Source organism: Eubacterium sp. AF19-12LB (assembly GCF_003479125.1).
Taxonomy (GTDB): Bacteria; Bacillota; Clostridia; order Lachnospirales; family Lachnospiraceae; genus Eubacterium_U; species Eubacterium_U album.
The window spans coordinates 124,055-140,743 of the sequence record NZ_QUGP01000001.1; the positions used below are offsets into that span (position 1 = coordinate 124,055).

Sequence of the window (16,689 nt, forward strand, 5' to 3'; positions counted from 1 at the left end):
ACAATAAAAAGGATACCGGCTTTATATGAGTCAGGTATCTTTTTTATTACAACCACTTGATGCCTAAAATTAACCGTTTGACGCCAGAACATAGAATTGAAATATAGTCTTATTCTATAATAAAACATGAAGTAAATTGGAAAAATATACATATCTAAATGGGAGGGCAAATATGAGAAAAAAAGTGACACGATTTTTAAGTATGACACTATCGTTGGCAATGATTTTTACTAATAATTTCATGCCTGTCAGTACATATGCAGCTACTGATAATAGTGAAGAAAACGTAATGTATGCAGACAATATGGCATATGACAAGACTACAGGACACTTGTATAAATTGACAAGTGAGGAAGGAAATTATGAGCGGGTTTTGGCTTTGGCAAAAGAAAGCGGAGGCTATCTTGCATGTATTTCCAATGCAAGGGAAAATGACATTGTTGCGAATGTTATTTCAGAGCAAGGTGATAATACATCATCTTATATTGGACTTATAAGAAATGAAGAAAATCTTGATGAATGGCTGTGGGCAGATGGAAGTGAAGTAAGTTATACTAATTGGAATGATGGCGAACCAAACAACAAGAATGAAAAAGCAGGAGAGGTTTACGATAATAAAAGATCAAATGGTGCAGGAAAGTGGAATGACTGCAATACGACTTCACTTCGCACAGGTGTTATAGAATATGATTCATGTATTCATCCTAAATCACAGAACGTTATAAAGAATAGAACTTTAGCTGACTGTGAACAGGGAGGGTATACCGGAGATGTTTACTGTGGATTTTGTAATGAAAAAATAAGTGACGGCGAAGAGATTGAAGCTAGAGGACATTCTGATGCAGTATTAGATGAAAGCACAGTTAAAGAAGCTACATGTACTGAAACCGGCTATTCGGGTGATAAGATTTGTCCTGTTTGCGACAAGGTATTAGAGCAGGGCGAAGTGCTTAAGGCAAATGGACACAAAGAGGCTGAACAGGTTAGAAATGCCAAAAAAAGCAGTTGCTATCAGAAAGGCTATACAGGAGATAAATACTGTGAAGTATGTGATGAAACTTTGCAGGAAGGAGAGGCAATTCCTAAGCTTGAGCATGAATACGAAAATGATGTATGTAAAAACTGCGGAAGAGTAAATAACGCTCAGGTAGACGTAACATATAGCTTAACGAAAACAATAGATTATCCATATACAGTATTTCAATTTACGGCACCTGAAAGTGGGGGATACACATTTACAGGAGATTCAGAATGGGATAGCTATGGATATCTTTACAAGGCAGATAAATTTAATGATTCCGTAATCAGTGCAGGAATGGAAATGTATTATGCCAAATTAAAGGACAATAATGCATCAACACCACGATTAAAAGATTATTGGAAAAGTGATGATAGCGGAATTGGTCCATCGCCTAAGATAACTGCAGAACTAACAAAGGGAGAGACATATTACTTTGTTTTTGGACCTTATATAACAGAATATGGAGATTTTAAGCTGACAATAACGTGTGCGCATACAAAAACGCATGTTGAAGGAAGAACACTTGAAAGCTGTGAGCAGGGAGGCTATACCGGAGATGTTGTGTGCGATATATGTGGAAAAGTAATAGAAAATGGCACTACAGTTGAACCTTCAGAGCATACGCCGGGTGATTTAGAGAATGCCAGAGAGAACAGTTGTTATTTAGACGGCTATACAGGAGATAAATACTGTACGGTATGTAATACGCAACTTCAGCAAGGAGAAGTAATTCCTAAACTTGAACATGAATACGAAGATGATGTATGTAAAAATTGTGGAAGAGTAAATAATGCTCAGTTAGATATAACATACACTTCAAAGACAACAGAAGATTATCCGTATACAGTATTTCAATTCACGGCACCGGAAAGTGGAAGATACACATTTACAGGAGATTCAGAATGGGATAGCTATGGATATCTTTACAGGGCAGATAAATTTAATGATTCCGTAATAAGTGCAGGAATGGAAATGTATTATGCCAGATTAAAGGATAATAATGCATCAAGACCACAATTAAAAAACTATTGGATAGGTAATGATGGTGGTAATAACCTGGCACCGAAGATAAATGTAGAACTAACAAAGGGAGAGACATATTACTTTGTTTTTGGACCTTATTCAACAGAATATGGAGATTTTAAGCTGACAATAACGTGTGTGCATACAAAAACGCATGTTGAAGGAAGAACGCTTGAAAACTGTGAGCAGGGAGGCTATACCGGAGATGTTGTATGCGATACATGTGGAAAAGTAATAGAAAATGGCACTACAGTTGAACCTTCAGAGCATACGCCGGGTGATTTAGAGAATGCCAGAGTGAACAGTTGTTATTTAGATGGCTATACAGGAGATAAACACTGTACGGTATGTAATATGCAACTTCAGCAAGGAGAAGTAATTCCTAAATTCGAACACGAATATGAAAATGATGTATGTAAAAACTGTGGAAGAATAAGAAATGTACAGAAGAATAAAGTATATGATACTCAAATAACTAAAGACTTACCAATTCAGGTAATAGAATATACTGCAGATAAGGATGAATATATTAGTTTTTATTGTAGTAATAAAACCGGTTGGGACAGTTATGGATTCTTATTTGATTCAGAGAATTATAGTGATGAAATGATAAGAAATGAGCTTGATAAATTCTTTGATGAAGACGAATACAAAATACGATTTAATAATGCTCTTGACTCTGATGATGATGGTGGAAACAATGGAGCTCCACAGGTTGAATACGAGCTTACTAAGGGTGAAAAATATTATTTTGTAGTTGTACCTTATGGCTATAATGATGAGTATGAATATGGCGAATTTACCATAACTGTTGGTTGTGCACATTATAATATTCATGTAGAAAATAAAACAATTAATAGTTGTGAAGAAGGAGGTTATACCGGAGATATTATCTGTGATGATTGTGGAGAAACAGTAGAAGAAGGAGTAACCATAGAACCTCACAGTGAACATTCTTATTATGAATATAACAGAAAAGATGCAACGTGTAATGAATATGCAAAGACTTATTACAGATGTAGGTATTGCAATGCTAAGAAAACTGAAATAGATACTAATGCAGGATATGGTTCACATAAATATGAATTTGTAGGTAGCATAGAAGCAACATGTACAACAGACGGATATCTTGGAGATTACAAGTGTATATATTGTGGAGAAGAAAGTGAAAATCAGCCTACAAATAAAATTATAAAAGCATATCATGATTATCCGGAAGGAAGCAGAAATCAATATTTTATATATGATTATAATATGGTCAAGGCAACATGTGAAAAGGATGGTTATACCGGCGATGTATACTGCCCAATTTGTAAAGAAACAATAGAAAAAGGCAAAGTAATAAACAAATTAGGTCATTCATTTAAAGATGGTGTTTGCGAGGAATGTGGTGCAGAAGAAGAATTCGTAAAACAACAAAAAGACGGATATTTTGAAATTACTACATTTGAAGACCTGATATTATATTTGAAAAATATTTACAGTGGTATTAATGGAAAACTTATGAGTGACATTACATTCCCTGAAAACTATGAGGATGAAGATGATCTTATAGGAAATGTGAATGCAGTAAATATTATTTTTGATGGTAATGGCCATTCGATATCAGGAATCAACCAAAGAGGAGAAAACAGACCATTATTTAATTTTGTTTATTCTAGTGAAATAAAGAACATTAATATTAAATATGTAAATGAAAACTTTACAAGTGGAATGGCTACAGACATAGCAATTGGAGCAAAAAATTCAGTTTTTAGAAACTGTAGTGTTAGTGGTAACAAAAATCTTAATAACCTTAATGACTGTTTATCAGCAATGGTTTGTTTTGCGGATAATTGTAAATTTATCGGTTGCACAAATAATGCTAATGTTACAGGTACGGGATCAGGTGGAACAGCAGCAGGAATTGCATATATAATAACTGAAAATACTATTGTAGAAGATTGTGTGAACAATGGAAAATTATCTATGCAAAATGGCATGGCAGCAGGAATTGCAGTCAATGTATATTCAAGCACAATTAAGAACTGTATAAATAATGGTAGTATTAATGGCTATAATATAGCAAGCGGAATAGTAATTGATGTTCAGGGAGACCTTATTCCGGGGACAACTGAGATATCAGGTTGCATAAATAAGGGAAGAATAGAAGCAAATAGTTACTATGATTATTATGCATCCGGAATCTGTTCTAAATATAAAGGTAATTTTGATTCACCGGGGAAACTAATAATAAGTAATTGTGTAAATGAAGGATATGTCAAAGGTGGTACAGTAGCCGGAATTATTTGTGAAGCCAATGGAAAGTTAGAAATAACAAGTTGTGAAAACAATGGAAATATTGATGGAGATGATAGCGCAGCAGGAATCTGTGAATATATAAATAATGCACAGAATCACAACAAAATAAAAATTAGTAATTGTAAAAATAACGGAGATATATCAGCAGAAAGTGCAGCCGGAATAGTTGATTATGGATATTACTTTGATATTAACAATTGTATAAATAATGGAAATATTTTATCTGACAGATATGGCGGAGGAATATTAGCATATGTATATGGTGTAAATGGTTCTGAATTAATTAATAATGGCGATATAAATGCATACGAATATGCCGGAGGAATTTGTGCATATGATGAAGGAAAATCAACGTATGATAAATTATACAATTCAGGAAAAATTGATACTAGAAATATTGCAGCAGATAAGAATAGTCTTGTAAATTCTGATGAAGAAATAAACGTAACTAACTCAGAAGAAAAACATGTACATAACTATGATAGCGAAGCAAATATTATTAAAGCAACATTAGAAGCTGACGGTTACAGGGAATTTAAGTGTTATTGTGGTGACAGTAAAAAAATTGCAATAAGCAGAATTGATAGTGTTAATATTTCAAATGAAAAATATGAATACACTGGAAATTCAATTGCATTACCAACAGTAACAGTTACTGATGCAGCTGGTGAAATTGTATCAGACCAGTATTATACAGTTACATTTAAAAATAAAACTACAGGTGCTGTGGTTACTGAAATTAAGGACACAGGAACATATGAGGTTATAGTAACATTTAATACATTATATGAAGGTGAAGTTGCAAAAGAAATTACAGTTGTAAATAATTCCGGAACAACTCCGGCAGATACAACACCGGGAGGTACAAATAATTCCGGAACAACAAATGTAAGCAATTCTGATACAACAAACAAAACAGACAATGATAACTCTGTTACAAAACCGGGCAAAGTTAAGAAGGTGACAACAAAGGTTAATAAGAAAAAGAGTGTTATCATTAAATGGAGAAAACAGAAAGCTGTTACAGGATATCAGATTAGATATTCAGTTAACAAAAAGATGAAAAAAGCAAAAATTAAAACTATTACAAAGAATAATGCAAAAGCTGTTCTTAAAAAATTGAAACCTGGAAAATACTTTGTTCAGATTCGTGCATACAAAGTGGTGAACGGAAAGAAAGTAGCAGGAAAATGGAGCAGCAAAAAGGTTGTAAAAGTAAGTAAATAATGTATAATTTAGAAAGAGGGTCAGATTTATCTGGCTCTCTTTTAAAGTAAAATTTGCAACTAATAGCCGTCGATTAAAGAGAGGGCAAATATCATATTATTAAGGGAAAAAGCAAATTAGATTATAATTACATAAAAATTAGAACAGCGTAAATAACATAATATTAGGAGAGAAAGCATGTCAGGATATTTAATAAAAGATACAACAAGAGAAGAAAGAAAAAAGATAGTTGAGGAGTCGCTTGGAAACATAGAGGCTAACTGTGACGGATGTATGGCCGGACTTGCTGAAATGTATAATGATTACATTGATGGAAAGAGAGAAATAAGAGATATCAATATGGAATTTAATGCAAGATATGTTAAAGGCGATATGGAAAAAGATAATGGAAGAAGTTGCCCAATGTAGATGGGCAAACTACTCCGTTATTTAAAATAATTATTACAATATTTACAATTTTTTCTGAAGTAAAAACAAGCGGTTCATACCATCCTGCCACGGATAAGGAAATTCAAGATAGCGAATAATCTCATAATGTTTTTCAAAACTTTGCTTCCATGAAGCAGTATCTAACTCACGATATCTAAGAACGCCATTCTCCTCGAAAAGATTATCCTTTATCTGAGTGAATCCCCATGCCTTCATATCAGATTTCTCATAATATGGATTGAGTTTAACGAACATAAGTCCTGAAGGAACAAGCAAATCCGTAAGCCGTCTAAAAGTCTTTAAAGCAACATCCTTAGGCATAACATCTAAAACGTTAGACAAAATAATACCATCAAAACTATTACTATTATAATTATCAAAAAAAGAAATATCGCCAATTTGGAAATCAAGATTGTGATAATTGTTTACGGAAGCAAATTTTTTTGCAAATTCAATTCCGGTTTCTGACAAATCAATACCAAGCCCTGAATCTATATTCCCAAATTCATAGCATTGAAAAATAACATCTCCTGTTCCACAACCAAAATCTAATACCTTTTTGCATTCGCTGGCAAAAATATCAAGACAAATATCAAACATAGGCTCAACAGATAATGATTTTCCCTTTAAATCTACAATTTTACAATTAGAATAAACATCATTCCACATGTTTATTGAACGATCGTAATCACGCTTGATAAAGTCTCCATTATTAGCGGTATTGTCAGAAGAATCGGATAATTTGTTGATATTTTTTTGAAATTTTGATTCCATTTTAATTCACCCCACTTCTAAGAAAAAAATTGATTGATAATAGAATAATTATAACTTATTAAAAAATATTTTGTTATTTTTATTTTTACAAGTATACAATTTTATTTTTATTTTTGATATAGTGAATAGTGAGATTGTAGAGGAACTAATGATGAAAATGGGGAGAAGAAAAAAATTATGACATTACAGGAATTTATTACCAAATTCAATGTAAAATTAAATAAACAACAGTTAGAAGCAGTGCAGAGCGTTGAAAAACCTACACTGCTTTTGGCTGTTCCCGGAAGTGGAAAAACCACGGTTTTGGTTACCAGATTAGGATATATGATTTACTGCTTAGGAATTCGTCCGGAAGAAATCCTAACAGTTACATATACTGTGGCTGCAACAAATGATATGCGAAAAAGATTTGCATCTATATTTGGAGACAAACTTGCTGCAAGACTTGAGTTTAGAACCATAAACGGAATATGTGCAAAAATAATAGGATATTGTGAAATATGTGTTGGGAAAAAAGCATTTGATTTGTTGACTGATGAGGGATATAAAACAAAGCTTTTGTCTGCAATTTACACAGAACTCGTTCATCAATATCCGACAGAGAGCGATTTGAAAAACATAAGCACATTAATTACGTATATAAAAAATATGCAACTTTCAAAAGAAGAGATAGATAAAGCTGGTAACGAACAGGATATACCACTTTTAAAAATTTATAGCGCATATTGTGATGAAATGAAAAAGCAATCACTTATGGATTATGATGACCAAATGGTGTATGCCCTGACTATGCTAAAAGTATCGCCACAGATTTTAGAATATTTTCAGGAAATGTATAAATATATTTGTGTCGATGAGGCACAGGATACCTCTAAAATTCAGCATCAGATTATTGCAACACTTGCAGGCAAATATAAAAAAATATTTATGGTAGGAGATGAGGATCAAAGCATTTATGGGTTTAGGGCAGCCTATCCTGAGGCACTTCTTTCATTTGAAAAAAATTATAAAGACGCAAATGTATTGCTAATGGAAGAAAATTTCAGGTCAAATGCAAAAATAGTTTATGCTGCGGATAAATTTATACAGAAAAATAAATTCAGACATGAAAAACATATGAAAGCATTTAGAGAATCAGGGACTGAAATACAGAAAATTCATTTGAAAAACCGACGTGCACAATATAGTTATCTGGCAAAAGTAACTGAGAATACAGATGTAGAGACAGCGGTGCTTTACAGGGATAATGAGAGCATTATTCCGGTGGTTGATTTGTTAGAAAGAAAAGGAATTGCATATAGAATTAAAAATGCTGACCTGACTTTTTTCTCGCATAGGGTTGTGATGGACATAAAAAATATTATCAGATTTGCAATGGAGCCAACGAATACAGAAATTTTTATGCAAATGTTTTACAAGATAAATACTTATATGAGTAAAGCCGTGGCAACACAAGTATGTAAAATAAGTCAGGAAAGAGGAATTACAATTTTGGATGCAGCCATTGATTATGGAGATGTTCCCGCGGGTACACGTAAAAGTGTAAAATCGATGCAGACACATTTGAAAAGAATGCTTGAAGAAAGTGGAGGTAAGGCAATTTATAGAATTATACATTCTATGGGATATAAGGAATATTTAGACAGGTCAAATATAAAGGATAGCAAATTAAGTATAATTCAGGCAATCGCATATAATGAGCCGTCTGCATTAGCTTTAATAAACAGATTAGATGAACTTGCGATGCTTATAAAAGAAAAGCCTTACGATAATGGATGCAAATTTATTTTATCAACAATTCATTCAAGCAAAGGTTTAGAGTATGACAAAGTATACATAATGGATGCAGTTGATGGAATTTTTCCTGAAAATGTTATAGCAAATTATGAAACATGCAAAGCAAAAGGCGAAGAGGCAAAAGAGTATGAAGAAGAAAGAAGACTTTATTACGTAGGTGTAACCAGGGCAAAAAATGAACTTTGCATATTTGAATTTGACGACGGTTCTACATTTACAAATGAGTTGCTTGGAATCGAAAATAAAAATAGTGCAAATTCTAGTGATATATATGGAATAACAGGTATATCGTCAACCCGAAGTATGTCAAAATCATCGTCTTATAAAAATAACATAGATTTAACTAAACCAACTTCTTATCAGAAAACGGAAACGAAACGCAAAAAAATTACGGAGTCTGAATATGCCGATAAAATAGAAGAAATTTATTTGACAGGAACAGTTATGCATAAGAAGTATGGTTTAGGTAAAGTACTTAAAATATCCGGTGATTTGCTTGAAATCGAGTTCGATGGAAGAGTAACAAAATGCAAATTAAAGTTTATGATGGAACATTCGCTGATTGAGTAAATTACGCAGGTTGTCTTGTGGAAAAGAAAATAATTGTATATAATTGTGAGAGTGCTTGGCACGGAACAATCCGTAGGAATCAAAGTCGGGGAAGTTTGCCACGACAACATATAATGATGTCGGCACAATTTAGTTAAAATAAACATTTGGAGAATAAAATGGACGAAAATTTGAAAAAAGAAATAGAAAACAGAAGAACATTTGCAATCATTTCCCATCCTGATGCAGGTAAGACTACATTAACAGAAAAATTCCTGTTATACGGAGGAGCAATAAATACAGCCGGTTCAGTAAAGGGAAAGGCAAATTCAAAATATGCGGTTTCTGACTGGATGGGAATTGAAAAGGAAAGAGGAATTTCAGTTACTTCATCAGCATTGCAGTTTAATTATGAAGGATATTGCATTAACATTTTGGATACTCCGGGACATCAGGATTTCTCGGAAGACACATACAGAACTTTAATGGCAGCAGACTCAGCAGTAATGGTAATTGACGCTTCAAAGGGTGTTGAAGCACAGACAATTAAGCTTTTCAAAGTTTGTGTAATGAGACATATTCCAATTTTCACGTTTATCAATAAGATGGATTTGGAAGCAAGAGACCCATATGAACTTTTAGAAGAAATTGAAAATGTTTTAGGAATAAAGACTTGTCCCATAAACTGGCCAATAGGTTCAGGTAAAAGATTTAAAGGTGTTTACGATAGAGATACAAAGAAAATATCAATGTTTCAGGCAGTATCTGTCGGTGGTGCAAAAAGTGCAGCAGAAACAACTTATGATTTAGAAGACGAAGCGTTCAAAGGTGAAGTTGGGGATGAATTATATGACCAGCTTATGGATGATGTAGAATTGTTGGACGGAGCAAGTGAACCATTTGATCAGGATTTGGTTGATAAAGGTGAATTATCTCCGGTATTCTTCGGTTCAGCTTTAACTACATTTGGTATTGAAACATTTTTGGAACATTTCTTAAAAATGACAGAATCACCACTTCCAAGAATGTCAGATATAGGATTAATTGATCCGATAACAGAACCATTTTCAGGATTTGTATTTAAAATTCAGGCAAATATGAATAAGGCACATCATGACAGAATTGCATTTATGAGAGTATGTTCGGGCAAATTTGATGCCACAAAAGATGTGTTCCATGTACAAAGTGGAAAGAAAATGAAATTATCAAGACCACAGCAGATTATGGCACAGGATAGAAAAGTAATTGATGAGGCTTATGCAGGAGATGTAATCGGTGTATTTGATCCGGGAATTTTCTCAATTGGTGATACAATTTGCACTCCGGGCAAAAAATTCACTTACGAAGGAATCCCTACATTTGCACCTGAACATTTCTGCCGACTTGTAGCACTTGATTCCATGAAGCGTAAGCAATTTATGAAAGGTGTAACGCAGATCGCGCAGGAAGGTGCGATACAGATTTTCCAGGACTACAATCTTGAAATGTCTGAAATTATCGTGGGTGTTGTAGGAACACTTCAGTTTGATGTGTTAAAATACAGAATGGAAAATGAATATAGCTGTGATGTAAGACTTGAGCCATTACCTTATGGTCATATAAGATGGGTAAAAGACCCGGCTACAGATTTAAACAGCATAAAATGTCCAAGCGACACAAAGCGAGTTAAGGACATGAAAGGAAATCCTTTGATTTTATTTACAAATGAATGGTCAATAAGACTTTTATTAGAAAGAAACGAAGGAATCGAGCTTACAGAATTTAAGAAGAATTAGATTGATTGGAAAACCGGTTCTGGAAACTTGTAATTTAATTTATAAATGAGTTAAGGAAACTGTTTCTGGAAAACTTGTAATTTAATAAAATCGAATTAAAGAAAACATAAAAAGGATGGAATCTTTGTTATGGGATTTCGTCCTTTTTATATGTTAAAGTCTGGTCGCGGATTATGTAGATTAGAAATAAAGGGGGAATTTGTTGCTTTAACGGTATGTAAAATAAAAGCAGGCTTGAAAATTTCTCTTTTGAAAATTCCCAAATGAGTAATAAAAAAATGACATAATACAAGTTAGAGAATAAAACAAGCCTGTGCAACAGGATAAACAGGCAGGCACAGCCCGGCCAAAAAAAATGTGATATTATTCTTTCCTGAATTGTTATATTATTAGAAAGATCTTTCAAAGCAACAAGGAGGAAAGCAGTGGAAACGCAAAAGTACAAAGAATTTGTATCGGAATATGCAAATATGGTATTTAAAATTGCTTATAATTATTGCCGAAACAAATATGATGCCGAAGACATAGTCCAGAATACATTTTTAAAACTTTTACAATATAAAGGCGAATTTGCTGATGGTGAACATGCAAAAAGATGGCTTATAAGAGTGACTGTAAATGAATCAAAAAACATGTGTACATCATTTTGGCACAAAAGAATAGTTTCGCTGGAAGAATCCAAATCAGATGCCGAATTTTCTTTTGAAAATGATGAAGAATCAGAACTATATGATGCAGTAATGAAGCTTGGCGAAAAATACAGAATAGTAGTTCATTTGTATTATTACGAAGAATATTCAGTAAAAGAAATCGCAGAAATATTAAATATAAAAGAGACTACAATTCAAACAAGACTTATGAGAGCTAGAGCAAAAATTAAAAGTATGGTCAAAGGAGATTGGTTAGATGAATAAATATAAAGAAATGTTTGACAAAATAAATATTTCAGACGAGTGTTTAAGAAAGGTGGAACATATGGAAAAGAATAATCACAAAATAAAGAAATTCAGAATACGTTATGTGGCGGTTGCAGCAGTTATGCTTGCTATATTCGCAATGACAGATGTTGTGTCTTATGCGGCAACCGGAAATGGAATAACAAAGCATGTCCATGTATTTTTGGAAAACAATAGCGATAAAAAAGAACTTAAAGAAAATGGCAAAGGAAAATACATTTACGAGGGCGAAGACAAGAAGTATGAGCTCGAAATGAATGAAGATGAAATGGAAAAAGAGGGCATAAATGCTGAGGTAAGTGTTGATGAAAGTAGCGGAGAGGTAAATATAGAACTAAAGGCAAATTAATCAAAAAAATAAATTTAAAAATAAATATATGTCGACAAACAAAAACAAACAAAAGAAGTCCACAGGCGAACTAAAATTATGAAATTCTCTTGTGGGCTGTTTTTATGCTTTAAAATAAGTGAAAACAGAACAGAGTTTCGAAAAAATAGCAAAATCGAGTCCTGAAAAAGGGACAGTGAATGTGAGAAAATGGATTCATAAAAGGAAAAAGAAAAATAGCAGCTATAAAGGAGGAAAAAAAGATGGCAGATAAGATTTATTTTACAATTACAGGAACAGGATTTTTTGAAGGTGACGAATTTTTTGAAAAGGATATGGAAGTGTTTCTTGAGAAAGAACCGGACAACAAATATGACCACGAAGCAATTCTTGTAAAAATGCCGGGAATTGGAAAAGTAGGGCATGTGGCAAATAGTTGTAGTACAGTCATTGGCGAGTCATATAGCGCCGGACGTATTTATGACAAAATTGGCGACACAGCAGTTGGAAAAGTGCTTTACAAAATGCCAAGAGGAATTTTGTGTGAATTAGTAAAACCAGTAGATGAAATTAAATTTTAAAGAAGAGATATTTCAAATAGAAATGAGTTAAAGAAAAACAAATCAAATTATGCAAGAAATAAGACTTATGTGGTAGAATATCTTTATGTGCTTAAGTGCAATTATATTACGAAAATAAAGCACAGGAGGAGTTTTAGAAATGAACAAACAACAGTTAGCAGCAAAGATATGGGAGTCTGCCAATAAAATGAGATCAAAGATAGAAGCCAATGAATACAAGGACTATATTTTGGGCTTTATTTTCTATAAATATCTTTCAGACAAAGAAGAAAAATGGTTACACGAAATTGACTATCAGGATGAGGACATTAAGGAGTATGTTAATGAAGAAGATGAAGAATTGGTTCATAATGCACATACAAAACTTGGATATTTTATAGCATATGAAAATTTATTTTCCACTTGGATAAATATGGGGGCAGATTTTAGTGTAGATAATGTAAGAACAGCATTATCATCATTTTCCAGATTAATATCACCTTCACACAAAAAGGTTTTTGAAGGTATTTTTGCAACACTTGAAACAGGACTTAGCAAATTAGGTGACAATACAAAGTCTCAGACCAAGGCAATTAGCGATTTAATACATTTGATTAACGATATCCCTATGGATGGCAAACAAGACTATGATGTATTAGGATTTATTTATGAATATTTGATTAGTCAGTTTGCAGCAAATGCAGGAAAGAAAGCTGGGGAATTTTATACTCCACATGAAGTATCTTTAATGATGTCAGAAATTATAGCAAATCATTTAAAAGGACATGACAAAATTAGAATTTATGATCCAACATCAGGTTCAGGTTCTTTGTTGATTAATATTGGACGAGCTATTTCAAAATATATGAATAATAAAAATAATATTCGATATTATGCACAGGAATTGAAGGCTAATACATATAACTTGACAAGAATGAATTTGGTAATGAGAGGAATTATTCCAGATAACATTGTCACTAGAAATGGTGACACATTGGAGGATGACTGGCCATATTTTGAAGAGTCGGATCCGGTTGCAACTTATGATCCGTTATATGTAGATGCAGTAGTAAGCAATCCGCCATATTCTCAGCAGTGGGATCCATCAGGAAAAGAGAATGATCCACGTTATTCAAGGTATGGACTGGCACCAAAATCAAAAGCAGATTATGCTTTCTTATTGCATGATTTATACCATTTAAAACCGGATGGTATTATGACAATTGTTCTTCCTCATGGTGTTCTCTTTAGAGGCGGAGAAGAAGGAGAAATAAGAAAGCAATTAATTGAACAGAATAATATAGATACAATTATTGGATTACCTGCAAATATTTTCTTTGGAACAGGTATACCAACGATTGTCATGGTACTAAGACAGAAAAGGGAAAATACAGATGTATTAATAATAGATGCATCTAAAGGATTTACAAAAGAAGGAAAAAATAATAAATTGCGTTCTTGTGATATAAAAAAGATTACGGATACTGTAAAAGGACGCTTAGATATTGATAAGTATTCAAGAAAAGTAAGTAGGGAAGAAATCAGGGCAAATGATTATAACCTGAATATTCCAAGATATGTTGATTCATCTGAAGTTGCTGAATCATGGGATATTTTTTCAACAATGTTTGGAGGAATACCTACAAATGAAATTGAGCAGCTAGATAATTATTGGAGAGAATTTCCAACATTAAAAGACGAATTGTTTGAAATTAATGGCAGTCACGGCTCAGTAAAGGTTGAAAACATTAAGAAAGCTATTGAGAATAATGGAGATGTAAAAAAATTCCTAATTGAATATAAAAATGCATTTTCAAGTCTTAAGGATGAGTTAAAGAAGAAATTAATAGATAATTCCAGTGAAATTCAGGTAATGATGGAAGAGGACAGAATAGCAGAAGATATACTTGGAAGATTTAATAACATGAAGTTGGTTGACAAGTATGAAGCATATGAAATCTTTAAAAATGAATATGATTCAATATCAGGAGACCTTGAATTAATACAGGGTGAAGGAAAAGAGGCTGTTAGACAGGTTGATCCTAACATGGTTATCAAGAAGAAAAATGGAAAAGATACGGAAATTCAGGAAGGATGGAAAGGACACATTATTCCATTTGAACTTGTTCAGGATACATTGTTAAAAGAGGATGTAACTAAGATTGAAAACATGAAATCTCAGTTACAGGAAATATCATCTTCATATGAATCAATTCTTAGTGAATTATCAGAGGATGATAAAGAGTTATTAGGTGATGCAGTTAATGAAAACAAAGATGAATTTGTTTTCAAAAATATTAAAAATACAATTAAAGCTTTAAAGGCAGACGGTGATTCTGAATATAAGACGTTAATTGATACACTTAAAAATGTTGAAAAAATGAATAATGAAGAAAAATCATTAAAGAACAGTATTAAAAAATCAGAGGATGAACTGCATAACAAGTCAAAAGAAACAATTGAGAACTTAACAGATAGTGATATTGAGTATCTTCTTGAATGTAAATGGATTAATCCGATAATATGGGGAATTGAAAGTTTGTCTGAAAATATGATAGCGCAACTAGAAAAGAAACTGGACGAGTTAGCTAAGAAATATCAGGATACATTTGAAGACATAGAAAATGAAATAAGAGATACAGAGAGAGAACTTGTAAAAATGCTTGATGAGTTAACTGGGAATGATGCAGATATGGCAGGAATTGCTGAATTAAAGAAATTCTTTGGAGGTGATTTTTAATGAAAAACGACAAAAAACCACAAGTTAGATTCAAAGGATTTAATGATGATTGGGAACAGCGTAAGGTTGGTGAATTTTTAACGGAAAGTAGAGAATCTGGCCACAAGGGTGATGTTGCTCACAAGATGACAGTGAAACTTTGGGGTAAAGGTGTTTATGAAAAAAATGAAACTGGAAGCGCAAATACTCAGTATTTCACAAGACATGCGGGTCAATTTATTTACAGTAAATTAGACTTCTTAAATTGTGCCTTTGGAGTAGTGCCTGAGGAACTGGATAGCCTTGAAACAACTGCGGATGTACCTGCTTTTGATTGTGATGGAGTAAATCCATATTTTATGTTTTACACTGCAATACAACCTATCTTTTATGAAAAGAATGGGATGATTGCCGATGGTAGTCGAAAAGCAAAAAGAATACATGCAAACACCTTCTTAGAGATGCCATTTTTTGTACCGAGTCTGACAGAACAGAACAAAATTGTAAACTTGTTGAGTGAATTGGATCACCTCATCACTCTTCATCAACGAAAGTGTGATAAGTTACAAAAAATAAAAAAATCGATGTTGGAAAAAATGTTTCCTCAAAATGGAATGAAAAAGCCAGAAATTAGATTTAAAGGGTTTAATGACGATTGGGAACAGCGTAAGGTTTCTGAAACTGCTGAAATTGCGGCTGGAGGAACACCTAGTACTTCAGTTTCGGAATATTGGGAACCTAAAGAAGTTCCATGGTTGTCATCTGGTGAAGTGCATAAAAAATACGTAACATATACTGATGATATGATTTCAAAATTAGGATTATCCAATTCTAGTGCAAAAATGATAAAGGAAAATTCAATTTTAATTGCACTTGCTGGACAAGGAAAAACGCGTGGAACAGTGGCTATTAATCGTATTTCCCTTAGTACTAATCAGTCAATCGCGGCAATGACTTTTAACGATGATATTATTCCAGAATTTGTGTTTAGTAATTTAGAAAATAGATACGATGAAATTAGAGCAATGTCATCAGGAGATGGTTCAAGAGGTGGGTTGAATAAACAATTAGTAGGAAATATTGTCATTCCTTATACAATTATAGAAGAGCAAAGAAAAATTGGTGCTTATTTTGAAAATCTTGACAACCTTATCACTCTTCATCAACGAAAGTTAGAAAAATTGAAATATATTAAAAAGTCTATGCTTGAGAATATGTTTGTGTAAGGAA

The 16,689-nt window shown here is 33.0% G+C and carries 10 protein-coding genes; 9 read left to right on the plus strand and 1 reads right to left on the minus strand.

Going from position 1 to position 16,689, the window contains the following annotated elements:
- Window positions 1-172: 172 nt before the first annotated feature.
- Together DWX29_RS00585 and DWX29_RS00590 are read left to right on the plus strand one after the other, a co-directional pair.
- Entirely contained in the window at window positions 173-5,572 is a 5,400-nt protein-coding gene (locus DWX29_RS00585) for a lectin-like protein (protein WP_118564921.1), read from the plus strand.
- A gap of 177 nt (window positions 5,573-5,749) precedes the next feature.
- Window positions 5,750-5,980 (plus strand): purine biosynthesis protein PurH, encoded by a 231-nt coding sequence (locus DWX29_RS00590; RefSeq protein WP_117908290.1) that lies wholly within the window; start codon window positions 5,750-5,752, stop codon window positions 5,978-5,980.
- A 42-nt stretch (window positions 5,981-6,022) separates the two neighbouring features.
- Here the strand turns inward: DWX29_RS00590 and DWX29_RS00595 are convergent, their stop codons facing one another.
- Window positions 6,023-6,775, minus strand: coding sequence for a class I SAM-dependent methyltransferase (locus DWX29_RS00595; RefSeq protein ID WP_118564922.1), 753 nt, complete (start codon window positions 6,773-6,775; stop codon window positions 6,023-6,025).
- Between the two features lie 177 nt (window positions 6,776-6,952).
- Here DWX29_RS00595 and DWX29_RS00600 point away from each other — a divergent pair, with 177 nt between their 5' ends.
- The 7 genes from DWX29_RS00600 to DWX29_RS00630 all read left to right on the plus strand — a co-directional run bounded on the left by DWX29_RS00600 (window position 6,953) and on the right by DWX29_RS00630 (window position 16,685).
- Entirely contained in the window at window positions 6,953-9,142 is a 2,190-nt protein-coding gene (locus DWX29_RS00600; RefSeq protein ID WP_118564923.1) for an ATP-dependent helicase, read from the plus strand.
- Between the two features lie 158 nt (window positions 9,143-9,300).
- A complete protein-coding gene (locus DWX29_RS00605) occupies window positions 9,301-10,896 on the plus strand; it encodes a peptide chain release factor 3 (RefSeq protein WP_117908296.1) in 1,596 nt (531 codons plus the stop codon).
- 425 nt (window positions 10,897-11,321) lie between these two features.
- Window positions 11,322-11,810 (plus strand): sigma-70 family RNA polymerase sigma factor, encoded by a 489-nt coding sequence (locus tag DWX29_RS00610; RefSeq protein ID WP_118564924.1) that lies wholly within the window; start codon window positions 11,322-11,324, stop codon window positions 11,808-11,810.
- A complete protein-coding gene (locus DWX29_RS00615; RefSeq protein ID WP_118564925.1) occupies window positions 11,803-12,201 on the plus strand; it encodes a hypothetical protein in 399 nt (132 codons plus the stop codon). Before DWX29_RS00610 ends, DWX29_RS00615 begins: the two co-directional genes overlap by 8 nt.
- Window positions 12,202-12,443: 242 nt before the next feature.
- Window positions 12,444-12,761, plus strand: coding sequence for an HIRAN domain-containing protein (locus tag DWX29_RS00620; RefSeq protein WP_117908302.1), 318 nt, complete (start codon window positions 12,444-12,446; stop codon window positions 12,759-12,761).
- 139 nt (window positions 12,762-12,900) lie between these two features.
- Entirely contained in the window at window positions 12,901-15,480 is a 2,580-nt protein-coding gene (locus DWX29_RS00625) for a type I restriction-modification system subunit M (RefSeq protein ID WP_118564926.1), read from the plus strand.
- Window positions 15,480-16,685, plus strand: coding sequence for a restriction endonuclease subunit S (locus DWX29_RS00630; RefSeq protein ID WP_118564927.1), 1,206 nt, complete (start codon window positions 15,480-15,482; stop codon window positions 16,683-16,685). The genes DWX29_RS00625 and DWX29_RS00630 overlap by 1 nt, the downstream gene beginning before the upstream one ends.
- Window positions 16,686-16,689 lie beyond the last annotated feature (4 nt).